We start from the raw sequence: 20,585 nt of genomic DNA on the forward strand, positions 1-20,585 counted from the left end.
GAAATGGATTTACAGCTTAAGAACATCAGCCATTCTTATGGTCCGGTCGAAGTTCTAAAAGATGTCTCACTTACCATCCCGCAGGGACAGATCGTCTGCCTGATCGGCCCATCAGGTTGCGGAAAGTCCACTCTTCTGCGTTTTCTGGGCGGTCTTGAACGACCATCTTCGGGTGAGGTGCTGCAGATCGGTTCGCCGCCGAAGGATTCACTCAATCCCCTCACCTATGTTTTCCAGCATTTTGCGCTTCTGCCATGGCGCACCGTGGAAGGAAACATCAAACTTGTGCTGGAGGACCATGGACTTGGCCGAACAGAGATGGACCGGATCATAACCAATGTACTGGAACGCACCCGGCTTTCAGATTTCCGGCAGGCTTTGCCGAAGCAATTGTCGGGTGGTATGCGTCAGCGCGTGGCAATTGCACGCGCCTTATCGGTGCGCCCCGCCGTCATGTTGATGGATGAACCTTTGTCCGCGCTCGACAGCCAGACACGGGAACTGTTGATGGACGACTTGGTTGCGCTTTGGACACGCCAGCCTTTCACCTCCGTTTATGTCACGCACAATCTTAACGAGGCGGTGCGGCTCGGCCATAGGGTCGTGGTACTTTCACGAAGGCCAGGACGGATCAGAGAGATTGTCGATATCGATATCCCCCTTTCGGAGCGCCATCTTGGTGATCCCGTTCTTGAAGAAAAGCAGAAACAGCTCTGGGAGTTGATGCGGGCTGAAGCGCAGGCAGCGGATCAGGAGTTGATCAATGGTTGAAGTCGCAAAGATAAAGCAGCCCGACCAAAGTGTACGCCCGGTTCCCTTCCGGGGTGGCGGCTTCGCACCCCAGCCGGTGCGCCATATGGCATTGATCCTCTTCATAACGCTGCTCGCACTGGCAGAAATCGGAACTCGCAGCGGCTTCATATCCAATCTGACACTGCCGCGCCCATCTGCTGTGCTGGAAACCTTCGTCCAGCTCTGGCAGACCGGCCTTCTATGGCAGCATCTGCTGCCATCGCTGCGGCGGCTTATCATCGGTGCGAGCCTTGGCATCGCAGTCGGTGTCAGTCTGGGCGTAATGATTGGCTTGTTCAGCTATATACGCGCAGGCCTCGTGCCGCTCGTCGCCGCTCTTTTCCCGATCCCGAAGATCGCGCTTTTGCCGCTCTTCGTAATCTGGTTCGGCATCGACGAAATGTCGAAATATATGCTCATCGCTTTTGGCACCTTTACGCCAACCGTGGTTGCCACGTACGGCGCAGTCGATAATGTGGATCGTTCGCTTGTGCGTATGGGGCAAAGCTTCGGACTTGGATGGTGGTCTATCGTGCGCAAGATCATCCTGCCCGCTGCCTTTCCGGCAATCCTGTCCGGATTGCGAGTATCGATCTCCATCGCCATCATTCTGCTGGTCGCAGCCGAAATGCTCGGTGCCCAGTTCGGCGTCGGTTCATATATCCTTGAAGCCGGATCGCTCTATGATCTTGAAAAGCTGTTTGCCGGCGTCACAATCCTTTCTGTGATGGGACTTATCGTCAACTTCATCATCGGACAGATCGAGAAGCGCTTCCTGACTTGGCGGGGTTGATTCAAGCAATATTTGCCGCCAGGTTGGCGTGCCGCAAGCAACGCTGACATATATTCCATCCTGAACGGCATTGATAATGCCACGCCATCAATTTTTTGAAGGCAAACCAAGGATTTGACGAACACCATCCTTCGAGAAAGGTTGTGCCAATTGAGCAAGGAATCCCTTTGCGACCTGTCCTTTGATGCCGATGTCTGCAGATGACGGTCGATCCGGATTGTGATAGGTCCTGAATATCTGGTCGAACAAAACAATGTTCTCGCCGTAATTGGTGTTTCCTTCGCGAATGTCCTTCGAGTGTTGCCAACGATGGAGGCGAGGCGTACTAAAGACATAGTCAAATATCCCCGTCCTCATGTCGACATTGCAATGGGTGAGAATGCCTGCAAAGGCGGTGACGGCACCTAACCACCAAAATATCTGTAGTGGCGCACCCAGGAAATAAAGCGGAGCTTGGCTTAGCCCGACCTTGAACAGCGAGTCGATTACATGAAACCTACCGGTATTGACGACCCAAAGCCGGGTCACGGAGTGGTGCAGTGCGTGGAAGCGCCAGAAGAACAGCCGCTCGTGCGCGATGCGATGCGACCAATACAGGCCGAACTCTGCAATTATCACGGCTAATGCCACCTGTAGCACAAAAGGCAATGTGGTCGGCCAAAAGCTGAACTGAAGCGTAGCCAGCGGCTGCAAGAAGCTGGCAGCTATCATAGGGAACAGCGCCGCAGCAAGTGCGGCGAGTTGAACAAGTCCCTTGGTCAACAACGTATGAGCGATATCATTCCAGGTCTCACCATCCGCCTCAAGCCAGCTACCTTCATATGGAATAATGCGTTCCATAATAAACAGCATAGCGACAGCGACAGCGTACACTACGGTGAACAATGCCATAGGGTGTTCGCTGTCGAAGGCGAACTTCGCGCCAATCAGCCCGGAGAAGAAAACCAATGGCCATCCGCAGTATCGCAAAGTCCATCTGAATAGCTGGAAATTCAACATCGCTTTGAAGCTCCTGTCCCGGCGAAGTTTTAATCGTTCCGGGCGGCCTGTGCGTGATTGGCTGACCCCATAAAACTTACCAAACAACTTAAAGCCAGAAGCTTTTATCGTCAAACCACACCATCACATGCGGGAACCAAACACCCAACTCCGTTACAAAAACAGCCTCACACCTGATAGTCCGGTATATCGCCATTTGCACAGCGCTAAGACGTTACAAATTCCTATCCCAAATTTGGTTGTTCCCGCTCAGGTCGGCAATCATGTATTTTTCTAATGGATTAATACCTTTTCGTTCCGTTGTTTCGGACCACCGTTACTGTTTGATTGTCGTTGTTGTGGATCTCTAACTGGAGCCGCCGCCGTAAAACGCGCCCGCCACGGTGCGCTATTAAAAAAAAATTGAGGGAGCAGCATGTCAATCATTCGAAATCTAATCAACGCGGCCTTTTGCGGCCTTGCCTTGACTGCAACAGCGGCGAAGGCGGAAACGCTGACCGTCGCGCTTGGTACGGATCCTGCTTTCATCTCGGTTTATGTCGCCGAACAACGGGGGCTCTTTGAAAAGGCCGGTCTAGACGTCAAGCTCTTACGCATGGCGCAAGGAGGCGACGCAATGGACGCCGTCGTCGCCGGTCAGGCAACCTTTGGGATCGCAGCCGACCAGACTGTGATGATACGGCTGGCCCGTGCCGACATCAAGCCGCTCGCTGTCGTCAGCGAGTCAGGGACCCATCTGGAACTCATCAGCCGTCCTGACATTGGCGACCCCAGCCAAATTAAGAAGCTCGGCGTGATCAAGGGAACGGTGAGCGAATATGCTGCCGTCATGTTACTTAAGAAGTATCAACTCGATCCCTCCGCTGTAACACTTGTGCCCGCCGGCGCTCCCGATCTTCCGGCCCTGCTCCAGCGCGGGGATGTGGACGCATTCTTCGGCTGGCCGCCCTTCAACGAGCAGGGAAGGCAGCAAGGCGGCAAGACACTTCTGACAAGTGGCGACGTAGGATACGTTTATACTATGTGGCTTAGTGCTCAGGGCGAGTGGCTAAAGACGCATCAAGAAGAAGCCAAGAAGTTCCTGGCTGTCGTGGCCGAAGTCAATCGCGAAATCACCACTGATCGGAACGCCGCTGCCATCGACTTCCAGAAAGCAACCAGAATGCGCGCAGCTGACACGGTGCCTCTGATTGAACGCCTGTCCTTCCAGACGCGAGACTTCTCCGAAGCCGACCTCGTCAGCGTCGCTGGCATCGCCGATTTCCTTTATGAGCAGAAGCGCACACCGCAGCGCGTCAACATCGAAAACTACGTTCAAAAGGGATTTTTTAAGGAATGACCGCGATGTCGAGAGGAAATTCAGTCACTATCGAGGGCGTTGGTATTCAAATCGGTGATCATGTCGTTACTAGCGGTGTCGACCTCATGATCAAGCCCGGCGAATTCGTCTGTCTGCTTGGCCCCTCCGGCTGCGGCAAGTCGACCCTTCTGAACGCTATCGCCGGCTTTGTTCCTGTCACCGGTCGGCTGCTCGTCGACAGTCAACCTGTACACGGCCCCGGCATTGATCGGGGTGTCGTCTTTCAGAGTTCGGAAGCGCTCTTTCCCTGGCTCACGGTCCAGGAAAACGTCGAATATGGCGCGCGCCTGCGCGGCGTATCAAAGACCGAACGAGCCGCCAAGGCCGAAGCTTATATCCGCATGGTCGGGCTCTCGCATGCTGCACAAAAATTCCCAAGTGAACTTTCGGGGGGAATGCGACAACGCGCCCAGATTGCGCGCGTACTTGCAAACGAACCGTCGGTGATCTTGATGGATGAACCATTTGGCGCCCTCGACGCCCAAACACGCGAGGTGCTGCAACGGGAAGTGGATAAAATCTGGCGTGAGACAGGCGCGACAATCATCTTTGTCACGCATGACATTGGCGAGGCCATTCTTCTCGCCGACCGGGTAGTGACAATGACGGCAGGACCAGCGGCTAAGGTGAAAGCGATCTTGAATATCGATCTCCCGCATCCTCGCGACCTGTCGCATCCCCGCGCGGCTGAACTTATCGAGAGCTTGAGACAGGACATTGCAGCGGAGGTCAACCGTACATTGATCGCGCAAGGACTTTTGACGGAGGCGGCGGCATGAGTTTGAACGAAGTCTCACGTTCTGTGGCCGATAGGGCCCCCAAGGTCCTCGGGGCACAATCGGCGCGCGCCCGCCTTTCACATGGAGTAATCGTTGCTCTTTCGATCCTCGGCGGCCTGCTTGTGTGGCAAATCCTCAGTCTCAGGATGTCGCCGCTCTTCTTTCCCTCACCGGCCCTCACAACAATCGCCTTCTGGGAGCTGGTTGAAGATGGAACGTTGTGGACCTCTATCACCGCCTCCAGCTTCCGGATTCTCTGCGGCTGGGCGGCAGGCGTTGCGGTAGGCATCCCCCTCGGTATGACTATGGGCTATTTTCGCCTTGTTCGGCAAATATTCGATCCCTACATCGAATTTTTCCGCTTCATTCCACCGATCGCATTCGTCACTCTAAGCGTAATCTGGCTCGGACCGGGCGAAGCTTCAAAAATTGCGCTGATCTTCTACACGACCGTCTTCACCGTAACACTCAATGCGCTCGCGGGCTCTATGGCGGTCTCCGATCTGCGCATCAAGGCGGCTGCCAGCCTCCGCGCGACGAGGGTCCAGACACTCCTGACCGTTGTCGTTCCCTCCACGGTGCCCTTTATGATCACCGGTGCGCGGATCGCGATGGGCAACTCGTTCCTCACCATCGTTTCTGCGGAAATCGTCGCGGCCCAGGAAGGGCTCGGTGCCTTGATCTGGAATGCACGAAACTATGGACGGACGGATTGGGTTTTCGTGGGCATCATCGTCCTTGGCTGCCTCGGGTTTTTCTTCGATCGTATCTTGCGCGCGGTGGCGGCAAAAACGCTGAAGCGGTATGGGGTCAACATGTAAGCGAGTGCTCCTCCGGGAACAATTGGATGACCGACCTGAAAGGGGCGTGGAAACCGCGCCCCTTTTCCTTCGCATATGCCTCGAATACTTGGATCGCGGCGAAAAGCGCGAACACAACGGAAGACCCGCCCCAGCTGTCTGCTGTGCGGGTCCATTCGTTGGGAATAGGCCGAAGCGAGCCCAGCGCCGTTTCTCAAGGTGCGTAGGCGCTCTCGAAAGTCTTGATCGCGCCTTCAAGCGCCTCACCATTTTCGTCGAGCATCGCAGCCTGCCTAATGCGGCTAAGCCAAATGGCACCGTCGGGCTTCTGCACAAGCTGCGGAACCAAGGCCATAATCCGGTCGAATTTGGAGTTCCCGCGCGCATGCGTGTCGGAATAGCCCTTTACCAGACGGCGGCATGTCACAGCCTCACAGGCAAGTTGATAGTTGATCGACAGAAGAGGCAGAGCGACACCCAACCAGGTATCAATGTGCGCCATTTCCCGCTTATATCGCAGGCTGCCGCGACGAAAGCGCTTCGTCGCGGCCACCGCGTAAAGCGTCAGGAACCACCAGACGGTGCCGGTCTGCACGCGACGGCCTTTGTTGATTATGCGGTCCAGCGCTTGATAAAGCCGTGGTCGGCGTTCAATCATCCCGCCGAGCCAGGCTGGCAAGGTGCCCGCGACTTCCTCCATGCGCGGATGCATGTATTCCGTCATATAAAGGATCTGGTCATCCTTGGCACCGATCTCCTTGCGCACACGCTCGAAACGGCTGCTGCGTGTCTTAAGATCGGCAACGCGCACGACGTCGTCATAGGCCATCGCGACCGCGAGATATTTTGCCACTTCACAGGTGAAGCCGAAATTCTGTACCGATCCGCTATTGGCGATATCCTCGCCAAGAATCCGTTCCATCCGATCAAGATATTGCATCGCGTAGGCGGGATCCTGATAGTCTACCAGCCGACATACGCCCGCAAACAGGATCCCCTGCGCATGCTGGGGGAATCTACCGCGAATGCGCGCCACGATAGCGTCTAGCTCGGTGTTTGCGGTTGTTACCGGTAGCGGCAAGAAGTTCTTTTCGGGCGAACGGGTAATCGGATCACGACGATCTTCGCGCGCGCGATCGTAGGCGGCTGAAAACGCCTTAAGGCTCGAATCAACCCCTTTGCCACCAGCGCGGACTGTATCTTCGAAAGCCGAGCGCGGAAACGGTAGGACCTCGGCCGCTGCGAGCGCTCCGAGCATCGCCGAGGAAACGACGCTGCCGCTCTTTTCGGCAAGTGTTTGCATATCGAACGCAATGATTTTCTTGGCCGCGATACCGGCTGCTTCGATGACGGCGACCGGATCGCCAGTTCCATCGCCAGGAGTTTGCTTCTCGACAACGGCGTAAGAGCGATGGCTCGAAGCTATCAGCGTCGTGCGATCCGGCGTGACAATGCCACGGAGCATGGCACGCCCGGCCTCCATGAACTCGGACGCCAGCACTACGTCGACGTCACCGGGCGTCGGCATCAGCGAGAAGATTGGCCGCTTTCCCTCAAAATCAGGAAGCATTTCGATGTAGTAGATCGTCGCACCAGTGCGCTGTGCTACGCCTGGCACCGAAGTGGATTGCGCCGCCCAGCCTTGGGTCTCTGCCATGTTGACGATCCAGTCGGCCAGTACGCCCCCGCCTTGACCGCCCATGGCAAGGATCGCGATCGAGATCGGCCGCTTGAATGAAACTTCAGTAAGTTTCGGAGAGGTTACGTCAATCATGATGATCTCACGCAAAGGTTACACGCCGACGATCGGCGCGACGTTGAAAGAAGCCGATCACTGCAGTCCGAACCTTAGCCATAAACCGGTCGCGACGGGTCGGGTTGTGAATGACATCGGCGCGGTAAAAGGAGGGGCAAAGCACAGCGGCTTCGGAAACTTCGCCGCAATTGCCACAGCCGACGCAGCTGTTGTCGATCGCCGCCACCGGATCGTCCTTTAATGGATCGTCAGTGTGCTTGACGGAGAGCGATGGACAGCCGGAAAGGCGGATGCAGGCGTGATCGCCGGTGCACACATCTTCGTCGACACCGAAGCGTTCCTTGACCATGCGCTTGCCGTCTTTCACCGCCTTATTGAACTGCGGCTTCACGCGGCGCTGCTTGTTCAGCATGCATTCGGAGGAAGCGATAATGACTTTCGGACCCTTTTCGTCAGTCGTCAGAGCTTCCTTCAACGTGTCGCGCATCTTGGCGACATCGTAAGTGCGATCAATCTGGCGCACCCATTTCACGCCCACACCCTTCACGGCATCGGTGATGGCGTTATTGGTGGAGCGATCGGGATTTTGAGCGCGTGACGACAGGATGTCCTGGCCGCCGGTGGCCGCTGAATAGTGGTTGTCGACTATCAGAATTACGCCATCATGCTTATTGAAGACGGCGTTGCCGATACTGGTCGAGAGACCGTTGTGCCAGAAGCCGCCGTCACCCATAACAGCGATCGAACGCTTGTCCGCCTCAACATTGAAGGCGGAAGCACCCGCGCCGGATAGGCCGTAACCCATCGTATTGCCGCCTATATTGAACGGAGGCAGGACGGAGAAGATATGGCACCCTATGTCGCCTGACACATGATGCTGGCCGAGCTCTCGCTCAGTCAGCTTCATGGCGGCAAAGATTGGGCGTTCGGGGCAACCGGTGCAGAAACCAGCCGGGCGAGGCGGAACGATTTCCTGGAGAGCTTTTACCTTCTCGTTATCGAGTATCGGAGTTGCGTCCGGCGCTTCAGAACGGTTACCCAAAAGCTTATGCGCGTGGATGTTGAAAAATGTGCGCAGCCCTTTTTCAATCACCGACGCAGTGTAGTCGCCGCCGAGTGGCAGTATGTCCTTACCGTGGACCTTGGTGTTGATGTCCTTGCGATGGAGCGCGGTGATGAGTGCCTGCTCGATGAAAGCGGGATGGCCTTCTTCGATCATGATGACTGCCTTCTTATCGACGCAGAATTCGGCCACTTCGTCATCGATCATCGGATAAGTGACATTCATAACGTAGAGCGGAATGAGCGATCCGCCATAAACGTCTGCGAGCCCAAGGAATTGCAGCGCGCGCATGACACTGTTGTACATGCCTCCCTGCAGGATGATGCCGACGTCACCGTCGGCAGGTCCCAGGAACTCGTTGAGCTTGCGCGTTCGGATGAAGTCCACCGCATTCGGCCAACGCTGCTCGAGCTTCTCCTTATCATGGTAGATAGAGACGGGTGGCAGAACCACACGGCTGACATCACGTCTCGGATTTTCAAGCGCTTGCCTCAAGGTGAACGTGGGCTGCTTGTTTGCTTTCGTGACGAACTGACCATGCACATGGCAGGCGCGGATGCGGACCTGCAACATGACCGGCGTGTTGGAGGCCTCCGAAAGTTCGAAGCCATCTTCCACTGACTTGACGATTGATTCTAGATTGGGACGTGGATCCAGAAGCCACATCTGTGACTTCATCGCGAAGGCATGGCTGCGCTCTTGGGGGATGGATGATCCTTCGCCAAAATCTTCACCCAGAATGATCAGCGCCCCGCCCATGACGCCACCGGAGGCCAGGTTAGTAAGCGCGTCCGAGGCGACGTTGGTGCCCGCTGTCGATTTCCATGTGACCGCGCCGCGTAGCGGATACATCACCGAGGCCGACAGCATAGCCGCCGCTGCCGCTTCCGACGCCGACGATTCGAAATGGACGTCCAGTTCGTTCAAGACGTCCTTGGCATCGGCCAGCACATCCATGAGGTGTGAGATCGGCGAACCTTGATAGCCACCGACATAGGAAACGCCTGACTGGAGTAAAGCCTTGGTGATAGCGAGAATGCCCTCACCCCTGAAAATTTCCCCCTCACCAAGGCGCAGGTCCTCGACTTCTTTGGCAAATGAGCGTTCCGCCATTATTCTTTTTTCCCTCAATGCGATATATGATTATTCATATTTTATCGCGCAGTTCGCACCGGTTCGGTACGGCACGGCCGCTGTTGGTGCCGCTAAGCTTCAAGTTGTAAGGCAGTTGTCTTTTTCATATTTATATGACAAATCATATTTATGTGTCGAGTCCGGTAGTCAGCTTTATTTTGACGCAGCTACCCAGCGGATCGCCTCGTCGGCGGAAAGGAAAATATGTCGGGATTGTTCTTTGACGACATCACTGTCGGGCAAATTTTCGAGGCAGGCCCTCATACCGTAAGCCGCGAGGAAATTGTGGACTTCGCTCAGCGTTTCGATCCCAATCCGTTCCACCTTGAGGATGCTGCAGCACTTTCGGTGGGACTTCCATCGGTTATCGCATCGGGGTTTCATACCCTATCGCTAAGCTTTAAAATATTTTTCGATCTGCACCTTTGGGACGATGCAGTCATGCCTTCACCGGGCCTTGACAAGATTCGCTGGCACAAACCTCTGCTTTCTGGCAACACGATGAGAATACGCGCTACCGTTATAGATAAGACATTGTCGCGTTCCAAACCCGACCGGGGAATTGTGACCGTTTTGCATGAGACCCTGGTTGTGGGAACAGACGCCCCATTGTTGACGGTGGAAGCAATGCATCGGTTGCGGACGACGGCTTCGCTACGAACAGACATAGAAAGTAGGAAGTGAGGCAAGGCACCATGGTTGAGAAAGACTCCAAGATTTCCGCCCGGCCAGTATCGCGCACGCTGGAACTGGAAGAGTTCCTTCCCTCACTTTTTAATCTGATAACGGCGGGTCTCAACCAACAGTTTTTGGAGCGACTGCGCCCCTTCGGCGTAACCGTTCAGCGCTGGCGAGTGTTGATGGTCATCATGAACAAAGGCGCTCGCAATATGGGCGAACTTGTGCAGCTGACCTTGATTCCACAATCGGCCCTCAGCCGGCTGATTGATCAGATGGAGAGGGATGGACTCGTTGTCCGTCGCATTTCTGATCACGACAGCCGCGTGGTCCAGGTCGAACTGACCCAATGTGGACAACATATCTACCACCAGCTCGCTCCGGCAGCGGCTAGCCATGCGAATGCCATCACTGCGGATTTTGACGAAGCCGAAACGGCTCAGCTCTTCAGTTTGTTGCGCCGTGTCCTGAGTAATCTCGACATCCGCACCTTTGCCGATCAAGAACCGTCTACCGAAAGTTCCCCACAAGAGGGACCTGGAAACGCCTCGCCTGTGCCCCGCAAAGCCGCAACCCGTAGAATGCGGACCAGAGCATCAACAAAAGTATGAACCGGGTTCCATGATCGTCGGTTTTTGCTGAGACTAAACTGGTGGGAAAGACATGGCGCGGCCATAACGGACGGTGCGGCCAGAACCGCACCGTACATCGGCGAATTGGATCGACGAGAAACAGGCCCGGTCCATTCGCTACCAGCTCAGTATTGCCAAGCTGCCGTTGGCAAAAGACATCGACTTCGCCGACACGCCCGTCAATGAAATCCTGGTGCGGGAACTGGCCACCGGCACCTTCGTTGCCGATCAGCGCAACGTTGCTCTCGTCGGCGGCACGGGACCGGACAAGAGCCATCTGGCTATCGCGATTGCTCGGGCACTCATACGCAACAGCGCGCGCGACCGCTTGTTCAACGTCGTTGATCTGGTCGATCGACTTGAAACGGAACCGCGCAACGGCAAGCAGGGTCGAATAGCCGATTATCTCACATGCCTCGACTTTATCATCTTCGGCGAACTCGGCTATCTGCCGTTCGCGCAGGCCGGAGGTCAGTTCCTGTTCCACCTCATCAGCAGGCTCTACGAGCGTACCTCGATCATCGTCGACGAACCTGGCATTCGGTGAATGGCCGTCGGTGTTCAGTGACGCCAAGATGACAACAGCACTTCTCGACCGCCTGACCCATCACTGCGAGATCGTGGAAACCGGAAATGAGTCCTGGCGCTTCAAAAACCGCTCTCAAAGCTATAGCGAAGATACACATCACCCGCGCTTGGCCTACCCTCTGCAACCCCGGCCAGCGCCGGGCCGGCCAAGCGCTAATCGTCTACAATGGGGTGAAGATTGGACCCCGATAAGGGGTTAATATTGCGCGCTAATTGAGAGTCAACAAAGCAACTCAGTGGCCATTAAGAATTGGGGCCGCCGCATTTCGTGGCCGCATCGGCGCGGCCTTTCGTTTCGGCTTTGGCAAAAGGCCCTCGCGTTGCGCTCTCTTTTTTGCATCTTTGCGAGCGCGACGGATGGCTTCGTCTTTCTCGCGGATGCGTTTTTCTGACGGCTTCTCATAAGCGCGACGTTCTCTGATTTCACGAAAGACACCTTCGCGCTGCAATTTCTTTTTCAGTACACGGAGTGCCTGGTCGACATTGTTATCTCTAACGAGTACCTGCAATTTCTATCCTACTCTTTTGAAAACTTGGTGCGCTCGCGCTCCAAACGTGCAGCTCGGAGCCGGGCGGTTTTTGCGTTAACTGCTGCTCTTTCGTTTTCCAGAATGCCCTTGGCAGTCTTGTCGGTCACAGCGTTTTTTGTTTCCATACGTGTGCGAGGCTGCTTGAAGATCGTTTCTTTGGTAGGCTCGCCCATCTTATACTGTCCTTCCGGCTGTTGGATCCACATTCGGGTCAGAAAAAAGGACCAAATAAAAAAGGTCGGGCAGACCCGACCTTCCAATTGTCTCAACGAGCAATGCCAGTACATCCGTGGTCAAAGACCGGAGACAATATCATTGCTCCAATCAAATAGCCTGAAGATTATCGGCAGCCTTCTTGCCCGAGCGGCGATCCGCTACGAGTTCGAAGCTTACTTTCTGGCCTTCATTGAGTGCATGCAAACCTGCACGCTCAACAGCCGAAACATGAACGAATACATCCGGAGAGCCATCATCAGGTTGAATAAATCCAAAGCCTTTTGTGCCATTAAAGAATTTTACTGTTCCGTTGGTCATATTGAATATCCTTCAAATCGAACGGTTAAATAATAACGAAAATTAATTCGCTGCGAGTTTTACGATTTGAGAGAAAAAGAAGGGCTTTAAATTTCAGCCACGTCGTTCGATAACAAATTCGATGCGTATCATCTAGCGCTAACGAAGCATTTTTACAAGGCCTTGACTTTCTTTTTATTAAAACGTGATCTTGGAGCGGTAAAAAGAACCCCGTAGCGAAAACGTGCGAGGCTGGAAGTCATATGTCATTGGCAAACAAATTTTATTTTTAGAATCGAGAAAATCAAGCGACGGCTCACTCGCGATATTTTTTCCCTGCAGCGTCGAGGCGCGCCAAAAGCTCCGAAAACGTGTCTCCATTATTGTTGGAGAACCTCACTCTCAAACCGTCTTTCAACGCCTCTGCTATAACTTGCGACGGGAGATCACAAAGTCTCACGCCCGCAGCAAACCGTCTCGACGAATGATATGGTTTTGTGAGATCTGTCATATGCCCAATGTCTTTATCATTTTCAGCACAACAAACGGGTGGTGGCTATGTTCCAATAACGAGCACACTGTATTCTGCAAAAGCCCGTGAAATCTCGCAACCAGTAAGGCCACGCTTGGAAAAGGTGGTGCACTAGCAGTGGGAGTTTTCTCGGCTCGGAAAAATTATGTAAGCACAAAAATTCAACTCGGCGCCGCAAGACAACTTAAAATTAAAATTTATATAGAATTCTCGCAAAAGTTGATTACATTGGTGCTATAATCAAAATCCAACGCATAATTATGTGCGTTCGATCACTGAAGATCGGATACCATCATGAACAAGTTTGATTGGTTAAAGCCCGCACTCGGCGGCGCATCGGTTGGTGCCATTGCGGCAATTGCTATCGGGTTCTCCGTAGGTGGGTGGGTCACACAAGGCACTTCTGAGCGCCTGATTGCATCCAACATGACCGACGGGGTAGCACTCGCTCTAACGCCTTACTGTCTTGAAAAATCGAAAAACGATCCGGCCGTTGTAAACATACTGGCTGACTTTAAGGCCGCACCAGCTTACTCCCGCCGTACTTTTATCGAGAAGACAGGGTGGGCGACACCGTTGGGAGCACAGCAACCCAATACCGCGCTCGCTACTGCGTGCGGCAACGAACTCGCCAAGGCGCTTTAATGTGGCCGGGAAACCGAACGAAGAGGCTATAATGAATAAACAACTTACCCCTAGCATTAATTTGGAAACTGTTTCTGTACGTCCACAGCATGATGAGGACACGACGGCCAGCAGAAGCGATCTCAGAAATGCTCATGAACAAATGACTTCTCCATCTAAAGATTGGTCGCAGCTTGCGAATATTCTCCGGCGTTCTTGCGGCGGTTTCTCACGTACCCGGTCGCCACGTCATTCTTTACCGAGGAGCAAACGCAATGGCTAATGACACCACAGCTCTAGAACGAAAGGTTCTTGCACATGAGCAGATACTTCAGGTTCTCATCGGGCATCTAGCCGAGACCGAACCCAAATTTCTGGATCGACTTAAAGCAGTATTCACGCACCATCATATTCTTGGCTCCAATGACTGAACTACGTTAATACAGCGCAGTATGCGGAAAAATTCATTCATGAAATTGAAAAGATGCAAAAGTATAAGGCAACGCGTTGATTTTCTCCGTCTCATGATTATCTGATAAAAATTCTGAGCCGATTATTTTTAAATAAATAAATATTACATGTCTGCTTGCGCTTTAATTCGAAAAGGCGCACTGTTTATTATGCACAGCAATTGAAACGGGCGCTGTCGTTGGGAGAGAACAATCTCCTGCCCCAAGATGAAGGGGACATGCGATGTCTTCCGCTTCACGTCTATCCTACTTTGGCCCAGAAGATTTCCCTTCGCTACGTGCTTTCCTGCAACGTTCCGGATATTCGCTGGAGGGTTGCGAAGAGCCAGAGACTCGCATGGAAGCCGCCAAACACCTTTGTGAAATTTTCAGCGACGGAAGCCATAATCCTGTGCAGATGCTGGACATGCTTTTGGCAATTCGCGCCCAACGGCTATCACAATCTAATCAAAGAGAACTGGAAGCCTGGGAGAATGAGGGGGGCTATACGGCCCCGCAAGTCACTGCAAAATCCTTGGTCTTGCGATGGCCTCCTCGAAAGCGGCTCCGATAGAGATTGGCCCATGGCTGATAATCCGCGTTTCGTGACGTCGGGCTAAATACGGCGACTTCGAGTGGGGATCGAGAGGCCTGTTTCACGAGGAACTTACCGGGCTGGTATCGTCTCAATGACACGTGATCAATCTGGCGAGGATAGAATGTCAGCCCAAAAATCTTTGGATCGTAAATTGAGCGTGTATCTGATCGCATTTCTCATCATATGCATCGACATCGGATTGGTCGCGTGGGTGCTCGGTTCCTACGTCTATTAAGTACTGGTATGCGATGTCCTAAAACGTCTGCTTTCCAACTATAATGAAGTCAGAGTTTCCATGTATTCCGACGTTCTTTACATCCACGTTCAGCAAACCATTGCCTTTTTCCGATGATAATTGAACAAGATCTCCTAGATAGGCCTGCCGGAGTATGTCCATGCTTGCCCACAAGACGCCCTTTGTAAACGTCTTCTCGCCTTCCGTGAGTATGGAAATACGGTAGCCAACAGAACCGAGGTTCTTTCCTTCGCAATACAAATTGCCTATTGAACTAAATGTAGACGTTGGCATGATTGTACCCCCGATAGGGGCTGCGTCTCCTCACCAAGCAAAGTGGGAGACACAGCTATAACTAATGCCGTTTGGTTTTGATCAAGTCATTGGCAGGAGTAGGAAAGCGACCTGAAACAACATCTGTTGACGCAGTTTTCTCCTTGACCTTATCTTTCTTTGGCTTTCTTATTTCTCGGTTACTTCTTTTCTGACCACGGGGCATTTTGAAAACTTCCTGTTTTTGAGGAATTAACTAATTCTTTTACCGGACCAATTCAGTGATGGTTCAAATCACCGCTGGAGATACTTCCACATTATTACGGGCATGTTGCCGAGAAACCTGCGGCATCGCTCACGATGGTGAGCGTCCAGATTGAAATTCCTGAATGAGTAGCCTTGCTGCGGATATGTGAGCGGCACGGTTTTCTGCGGTATCGTAAAGCCGATAGCCGGCGCGTCGCAGTATTTCACGCATCATTCGAAAGTCGGTAGGTCCAAAGTAGGGCTTGATAATTTTGGAAGACATTTCGTCCTCCTTGTATTGGGGCTGGAGTATGCACTCGCAACCGACAGCGCCCGTTTCAAAAGCTGTCGAGACATGCACCATGCGCTTTAAATTTGAGCAAAGCAACTGAGGCTGAATTGCGACGGCAGATCGGCTCAATCATTGCATAAAAAGCTACTTCATGTCCTCCACGGTGATGCGATAGGAAGTTTGCCGAGCCTGTGAATAGACCTCGCGAGCAGCATCGTAGATCAGTTTCCGTGAGGCGTCGAAGGCGGCAAGAAGCGATGATTCCGTCGCTGCAATGACGCCATTCTTCTCCAGGGCGGGCTTATCGATTAGAAATGGGACGGAGGTCATTCCATCGTAGCCGACAAATCGCACGCCCACCTCAAGATCATCGAAACTTCTGCTGGGGTTTGGAAATGAAAGGGCCATTACTTTTCGCTTTTTACTGTGTCGCCTTAGTCATCCAAACGATCGACGGCCTTTACCATTCTTCGATGTTTCTTGATAAATTGCGTCAGGGCGATCTGTAGTCGACCTTCGTCACGTGTTCCCTCCTGAAATCGACGTGTCAGATAACGTGCAGCATCAGTGCGCAAATCTTGTGTGTCGCCGGTTTTACGAGCCTCCCTTAGAAGTCGCGAAATCATAGTGATGTTTCTGGAATTCAACGCGATGGAAGACATTTTGTCCTCCTTTGTTGCGGGCCAGGTATTTGAAACCTGAACGACAGCACCCGTTTCACTTACTGCCGTTTTGAGCATCATGCGCTTTATGTAAGGAGAAAGCAAATATGGCTGCAGTTCCATCGCCGTTAACTCAGACTGGCTGCGTCGCCAAAAATGCTTCCTTGGTCATATAAGCTGCGGTTCTCAACAGCGATCCACGGCTATCCATATCAATAATGCTGCCAATGTGTGAATACTGCTGTACCAACTATCGTTGTGACTTCCCCAACTCCTGCGCAATACGCCTCTGGGCGGCTTAGGGCTGGACAGCCGGACAATTTTACGAACTGGCGACAACGTTTCAAAACAGCTTTGCCTATTGACAGTCTCTTTATATCCATTATTCTGGATATATGGAAAATGAAGAAGCAATAACAGCTTTCGCTGCTCTGGCCCAACCGACACGACTGGATACATTCCGTCGGTTGGTGCGACACGAACCTACGGGTATTCCTGCTGGTGAACTGGCGCGCATGCTGGATGTACCGCAGAATACGATGTCTGCACATCTGGCGACATTATCTCGCGCTGGACTTATAAAAGGTGAACGTCAGAGCCGTTCGATTATCTATCGCGCCGACCTCGACCGTTTTCGCGAACTGACCCTTTTCATGATCAAAGACTGTTGCGGCGGTAGTGCTGAACTCTGCGAACCTCTCATACAAAGCCTAACACCCTGTTGCGAACCGAAAGCGACTACACAATAACACGAGACCGACGAATTCGGCCTTCCACCAAACGGACTGATACAATGACAGCTAGGGTTTATAGCGTGCTCAGCTTGAGCACGGGTAACGTCGTGCGTTCAATTTTGAGCAAGGCAACCTGGAATGTGGAGAATAACTGATGTCCATATTCGAACGATATCTGACTGTCTGGGTGGCTCTTTGCATTGTCGCTGGCGTAGCTCTGGGGCACTTCTTTCCGACAGTATTCCATGCAATCGGATCTGCTGAAGTCGCCAGGGTCAATATTCCGGTTGCTATTCTCATCTGGCTTATGATCATCCCCATGTTGCTGAAGATCGATTTCAACGCATTGAGACAGGTCACTGAGCACTGGCGTGGCATTGGCGTCACGCTCTTTATCAATTGGGCCGTCAAACCATTCTCTATGGCACTTCTCGGTTGGCTATTTATCGGCTGGCTGTTTCGTCCTTATCTGCCTGCAGACCAGATCGATTCCTACATTGCCGGGTTGATTATTCTGGCGGCCGCCCCTTGCACGGCAATGGTGTTCGTCTGGTCCAACCTGACCAAGGGCGAGCCGCATTTCACGCTGTCCCAGGTCGCCTTGAATGACGCGATCATGGTTGTGGCATTTGCACCAATCGTGGGGCTACTGCTCGGGCTGTCGGCAATTACTGTCCCGTGGGATACGCTCGTATTGTCGGTTGTCCTCTATATCGTCATTCCGGGGATTATCGCGCAAATCCTGCGTAGAAGCATTCTCGCCAGCGGTGGACAACGAGCTTTCGATGCAATGCTCAGAACGCTACAGCCGCTGTCCCTGATTGCGCTTTTGGCGACACTTGTTCTGCTATTCGGGTTTCAGGGAGAGCAGATCATCGCACAGCCCATGATCATAGCGATGTTGGCCGTCCCGATCCTCATTCAGGTCTACTTCAACTCTGGCCTCGCCTATCTGTTGAATCGCATTTCAGGCGAGCAACATTGCGTGGCCGGTCCCTCGGCTTTGATTGGCGCATCCAACTTCTTCGAACTGGCAGTAGCAGCCGCAATCAGCCTTTTCGGCTTCTCATCTGGCGCAGCACTTGCAACAGTTGTTGGCGTTCTTGTTGAAGTGCCTGTCATGCTCTCCGTTGTCTGGATCGTGAACCGCTCCAAGGGCTGGTACGAACGCGGTGCCAATCAAAAGCCAGTCACCGAAACAGGAAAACCCTGATGCCAGTTACGATCTATCACAATCCGAACTGTGGCACGTCTCGCAACACATTGGCCTTGATCCGTGCCAGCGGCGAAGAGCCTGTCATCATTGAGTATGTGCAAAATCCGCCGTCACGAGAACGACTGGTCGAACTGCTTCAAGCAATGGCGATGACACCCCGTCAGCTCCTTCGTGAGAAAGGCACACCATATGCCGAGCTGGGATTGTCCGATCCCAAATGGACCGATGATGAACTGGTCGACTTCATGATGGCGCATCCTATCCTGATCAATCGTCCAATCGTGGAAACGCCACTTGGCACCAAACTGTGCCGTCCGTCAGAACTGGTTCTCGACATTTTGGAAAACCCGGTGTCGTCATTCACCAAAGAGGACGGAGAAGTCATCACCTATCAAAGAAATCGCGCTGACATGGACCTGCCGAACCTCGATCAGAACTCCTTCGCATTGCCTGACCTGGATACATTACGCGCCCACTTTCCAAAACATAAGCCTCGTATCCTTCTGCTCTATGGCTCACTCCGTGATCGTTCCTATAGTCGGTTTCTAACGCTGGAAGCGCAGCGCCTTCTCGATGCGATGGGCGCTGAAACGCGTATCTTTCATGCCAATGGTCTTCCCTTGCCAGACGACGGTTCGGCAGAGCATCCGAAGGTTCAGGAATTGCGTGAGGCAATGCTTTGGTCAGAAGGGCAAGTCTGGACCAGTCCAGAACGTCATGGAGCCATGAGCGCTGTCATGAAATCGCAGATCGACTGGATTCCATTGCCGGGTGGTGCAATTCGTCCGACGCAGAGCCGAACTTTGGCATTGATGCAGGTTTCAGGCGGATCGCAGAGCTTCAACGCCGTCAATCAGATGCGCATTCTTGGGCGCTGGATGCGAATGATCACCATTCCAAACCAGTCATCCGTCGCAAAGGCATGGCAGGAATTTGACGACGCTGGACGGATGAAGCCTTCATCGTTCTATGATCGCGTGGTCGATGTGATGGAAGAACTGATGAAGTTTACACTTCTGACGCGTGGCATCTCGGATCATCTCACAGACCGTTATAGCGAGCGCAAGGAAGAAGCTGCCAAACTCGAAAAGCGTGTTTCGTTAAAATCGATATGAACGCTGAACGGCTTCCCATTGCGGCCATTGCCGGTCTCGGACTGACCCAGAACATCGGTTACGGCACTTTATATTATTCCTTCAGTATTCTCGCGCCGTCCATGGCGCGGGACTTCGCCGTTTCCAACGAATGGATTTTCGGAGCACTGTCGGTTGCCCTGCTAGCCGGGGGCTTTCTGGCTCCCTGGTTAGGCAAATGGATTGATCGTTACGGTGCTGGTCGCATGATGACGATAGGCTCGATACTGGCCGCCATCTCTCTCATACTGTGTTCGTTTTCTCCAAATGCTTTAACGTTTGCAGGCGCGCTGACGATCATCGAAATCGCCGCCAACCTCGTCCAATATGGAGCAGCCTTTGCATTATTGGTGCAATTAGCGCCAAATGTTGCCCAGCGTAGCATCACCTATCTGACACTGATTGCAGGCTTTGCCTCGACAATGTTCTGGCCCATTACAACAACCCTTCAACATTGGCTCACCTGGCAACAGACCTATTTGCTGTTCGCTTGCCTCCATTTGTTTCTCTGCGTGCCGGTACACCTTTTGCTCGCGCGTTCTATTGCAAAGAGTGGTCGGAAACGATCAACGAATGGAACAGTCACAGCCGCCTTTTCAGGTGATCTGCCTGCCCATCAACGGCGCAAAGGTTTCGTACTTATTCTCGTGGCATTCTCGACTCAGGCTCTCGTCGCAGCGGCCATTCTGGTCCATATGGTGCCGATGCTGGGTGCGCTCGGTCTTGCAGGTTCTGCAGCATTTATTGGAGCGATTTTCGGACCTTCTCAGGTAGCCAGCCGCCTGATCAACATGCTTGGTGGCAAAAACCTCGCTCCGATCAGTCTGGCAGTAATCTCTGCCTCCTTGATGGGGCTAGCCCTCATTGTTCTGCTATTCGAAGCTCCATCCATCATTGCGGCGATGATGTTTGCCTGTCTTTTTGGTTTCGGAAACGGTCTATTCAGTATTGTCTCTGGAACGTTGCCGCTGTCACTATTCGGCAGTGACGGCTACGGTGCCATGCAAGGCAAGATCATGTCAGCCAGACTAATCATTTCGGCCACTGCGCCATTCGCGATGGCTTCCGGTATAGCGAATTTTGGTGCGAGCTGGAGCCTCACTATTTTGGCTCTTTCTTCCTCGCTAGGTGTCGCGATGCTCACAGGACTGAAGTTGCTTCGCTAATGTCAGCT

General features: G+C 53.1%; 21 protein-coding genes and 2 pseudogenes. 14 read left to right on the top strand and 9 right to left on the bottom strand.

Annotated elements, in window-relative coordinates:
* Positions 1 to 3 precede the first annotated feature (3 nt).
* Complete coding sequence (locus tag WIX40_RS19725; protein ID WP_339441598.1) at positions 4 to 771, top strand: ABC transporter ATP-binding protein; 768 nt, start codon at positions 4 to 6, stop codon at positions 769 to 771.
* Positions 764 to 1,585, top strand: coding sequence for an ABC transporter permease (locus WIX40_RS19730; protein WP_339441599.1), 822 nt, complete (start codon positions 764 to 766; stop codon positions 1,583 to 1,585). The genes WIX40_RS19725 and WIX40_RS19730 overlap by 8 nt, the downstream gene beginning before the upstream one ends.
* Before the next feature lie 87 nt (positions 1,586 to 1,672).
* Here WIX40_RS19730 and olsE read toward each other — a convergent pair whose 3' ends face one another.
* Positions 1,673 to 2,584, bottom strand: a complete 912-nt coding sequence (gene olsE, locus WIX40_RS19735) for an ornithine lipid hydroxylase OlsE (RefSeq protein WP_339442366.1) — start codon at positions 2,582 to 2,584, stop codon at positions 1,673 to 1,675.
* 415 nt (positions 2,585 to 2,999) lie between these two features.
* On the opposite strand from olsE, the gene WIX40_RS19740 reads away from it, so the two are divergent.
* From WIX40_RS19740 to WIX40_RS19750, 3 genes are read left to right on the top strand one after another with little or no spacing between them, the layout of a single operon-like run.
* Positions 3,000 to 3,923, top strand: a complete 924-nt coding sequence (locus tag WIX40_RS19740; protein WP_339441601.1) for an ABC transporter substrate-binding protein — start codon at positions 3,000 to 3,002, stop codon at positions 3,921 to 3,923.
* Positions 3,924 to 3,928: 5 nt separating this feature from the next.
* Entirely contained in the window at positions 3,929 to 4,723 is a 795-nt protein-coding gene (locus tag WIX40_RS19745) for an ABC transporter ATP-binding protein (RefSeq protein WP_339441603.1), read from the top strand.
* Positions 4,720 to 5,544, top strand: a complete 825-nt coding sequence (locus WIX40_RS19750) for an ABC transporter permease (protein ID WP_339441605.1) — start codon at positions 4,720 to 4,722, stop codon at positions 5,542 to 5,544. The genes WIX40_RS19745 and WIX40_RS19750 overlap by 4 nt, the downstream gene beginning before the upstream one ends.
* 193 nt (positions 5,545 to 5,737) lie before the next feature.
* Here WIX40_RS19750 and WIX40_RS19755 read toward each other — a convergent pair whose 3' ends face one another.
* Entirely contained in the window at positions 5,738 to 7,297 is a 1,560-nt protein-coding gene (locus WIX40_RS19755; protein ID WP_339441607.1) for an indolepyruvate oxidoreductase subunit beta family protein, read from the bottom strand.
* A gap of 7 nt (positions 7,298 to 7,304) precedes the next feature.
* Positions 7,305 to 9,455: a thiamine pyrophosphate-dependent enzyme gene (locus WIX40_RS19760; protein ID WP_339441609.1), complete on the bottom strand. Its 2,151-nt coding sequence runs from the start codon at positions 9,453 to 9,455 to the stop codon at positions 7,305 to 7,307.
* Positions 9,456 to 9,680: 225 nt separating this feature from the next.
* Here WIX40_RS19760 and WIX40_RS19765 point away from each other — a divergent pair, with 225 nt between their 5' ends.
* The 3 genes and pseudogenes from WIX40_RS19765 to WIX40_RS19775 form a co-directional block, all read left to right on the top strand.
* Positions 9,681 to 10,160, top strand: a complete 480-nt coding sequence (locus WIX40_RS19765) for a MaoC/PaaZ C-terminal domain-containing protein (protein WP_339441611.1) — start codon at positions 9,681 to 9,683, stop codon at positions 10,158 to 10,160.
* Between the two features lie 11 nt (positions 10,161 to 10,171).
* Positions 10,172 to 10,765: a MarR family winged helix-turn-helix transcriptional regulator gene (locus WIX40_RS19770; RefSeq protein WP_339441612.1), complete on the top strand. Its 594-nt coding sequence runs from the start codon at positions 10,172 to 10,174 to the stop codon at positions 10,763 to 10,765.
* Positions 10,766 to 10,874: 109 nt separating this feature from the next.
* Positions 10,875 to 11,574 (top strand): annotated as a pseudogene (locus tag WIX40_RS19775) (ATP-binding protein); the annotation flags it as partial.
* Between the two features lie 33 nt (positions 11,575 to 11,607).
* Here the strand turns inward: WIX40_RS19775 and rpsU are convergent.
* The 3 genes from rpsU to WIX40_RS19790 all read right to left on the bottom strand — a co-directional run bounded on the left by rpsU (position 11,608) and on the right by WIX40_RS19790 (position 12,438).
* Positions 11,608 to 11,883 carry a 30S ribosomal protein S21 gene (gene rpsU, locus WIX40_RS19780; RefSeq protein ID WP_339441613.1) on the bottom strand — a complete coding sequence of 92 codons (276 nt, stop codon included), beginning with the start codon at positions 11,881 to 11,883 and terminating at the stop codon, positions 11,608 to 11,610.
* Between the two features lie 8 nt (positions 11,884 to 11,891).
* The gene (locus WIX40_RS19785; protein WP_109365777.1) at positions 11,892 to 12,077 is read right to left on the bottom strand and encodes a hypothetical protein; all 186 of its coding nucleotides are present in this window, start codon (positions 12,075 to 12,077) and stop codon (positions 11,892 to 11,894) included.
* 151 nt (positions 12,078 to 12,228) lie between these two features.
* Entirely contained in the window at positions 12,229 to 12,438 is a 210-nt protein-coding gene (locus WIX40_RS19790; protein WP_109365776.1) for a cold-shock protein, read from the bottom strand.
* Positions 12,439 to 13,243: 805 nt separating this feature from the next.
* On the opposite strand from WIX40_RS19790, the gene WIX40_RS19795 reads away from it, so the two are divergent.
* Positions 13,244 to 13,594 (top strand): hypothetical protein, encoded by a 351-nt coding sequence (locus WIX40_RS19795; protein WP_339441616.1) that lies wholly within the window; start codon positions 13,244 to 13,246, stop codon positions 13,592 to 13,594.
* A gap of 1,889 nt (positions 13,595 to 15,483) precedes the next feature.
* On the opposite strand, the gene WIX40_RS19800 is transcribed toward WIX40_RS19795, so the two are convergent.
* From WIX40_RS19800 to WIX40_RS19810, 3 genes are all read right to left on the bottom strand, one after another.
* Positions 15,484 to 15,657 carry a hypothetical protein gene (locus tag WIX40_RS19800; protein ID WP_181394330.1) on the bottom strand — a complete coding sequence of 58 codons (174 nt, stop codon included), beginning with the start codon at positions 15,655 to 15,657 and terminating at the stop codon, positions 15,484 to 15,486.
* 153 nt (positions 15,658 to 15,810) lie between these two features.
* The gene (locus WIX40_RS19805; protein WP_122066534.1) at positions 15,811 to 16,074 is read right to left on the bottom strand and encodes a DUF1488 family protein; all 264 of its coding nucleotides are present in this window, start codon (positions 16,072 to 16,074) and stop codon (positions 15,811 to 15,813) included.
* Positions 16,075 to 16,100: 26 nt separating this feature from the next.
* Positions 16,101 to 16,451: a hypothetical protein gene (locus WIX40_RS19810; protein ID WP_339441622.1), complete on the bottom strand. Its 351-nt coding sequence runs from the start codon at positions 16,449 to 16,451 to the stop codon at positions 16,101 to 16,103.
* A 272-nt stretch (positions 16,452 to 16,723) separates the two neighbouring features.
* On the opposite strand from WIX40_RS19810, the gene WIX40_RS19815 reads away from it, so the two are divergent.
* The 5 genes and pseudogenes from WIX40_RS19815 (at position 16,724) to arsK (ending at position 20,577) form a co-directional block, all read left to right on the top strand.
* On the top strand, positions 16,724 to 17,077 hold the full coding sequence (locus WIX40_RS19815) for an ArsR/SmtB family transcription factor (protein WP_140026404.1): 354 nt from the start codon (positions 16,724 to 16,726) through the stop codon (positions 17,075 to 17,077).
* A 139-nt stretch (positions 17,078 to 17,216) separates the two neighbouring features.
* Positions 17,217 to 18,275 carry an ACR3 family arsenite efflux transporter gene (gene arsB, locus WIX40_RS19820; RefSeq protein ID WP_339441624.1) on the top strand — a complete coding sequence of 353 codons (1,059 nt, stop codon included), beginning with the start codon at positions 17,217 to 17,219 and terminating at the stop codon, positions 18,273 to 18,275.
* A pseudogene (gene arsC / locus WIX40_RS19825) lies at positions 18,275 to 18,607 on the top strand (arsenate reductase (glutaredoxin)); the annotation flags it as partial. The gene arsB and the pseudogene arsC, both read left to right, overlap by 1 nt.
* An 81-nt stretch (positions 18,608 to 18,688) precedes the next feature.
* On the top strand, positions 18,689 to 19,393 hold the full coding sequence (gene arsH, locus WIX40_RS19830; protein WP_339442367.1) for an arsenical resistance protein ArsH: 705 nt from the start codon (positions 18,689 to 18,691) through the stop codon (positions 19,391 to 19,393).
* Positions 19,390 to 20,577, top strand: coding sequence for an arsenite efflux MFS transporter ArsK (gene arsK, locus WIX40_RS19835; RefSeq protein ID WP_339441625.1), 1,188 nt, complete (start codon positions 19,390 to 19,392; stop codon positions 20,575 to 20,577). Before arsH ends, arsK begins: the two co-directional genes overlap by 4 nt.
* Positions 20,578 to 20,585 lie beyond the last annotated feature (8 nt).

It is taken from the genome of Ochrobactrum teleogrylli, assembly GCF_037482325.1.
In the GTDB taxonomy this organism is placed as follows: domain Bacteria; phylum Pseudomonadota; class Alphaproteobacteria; order Rhizobiales; family Rhizobiaceae; genus Brucella; species Brucella teleogrylli.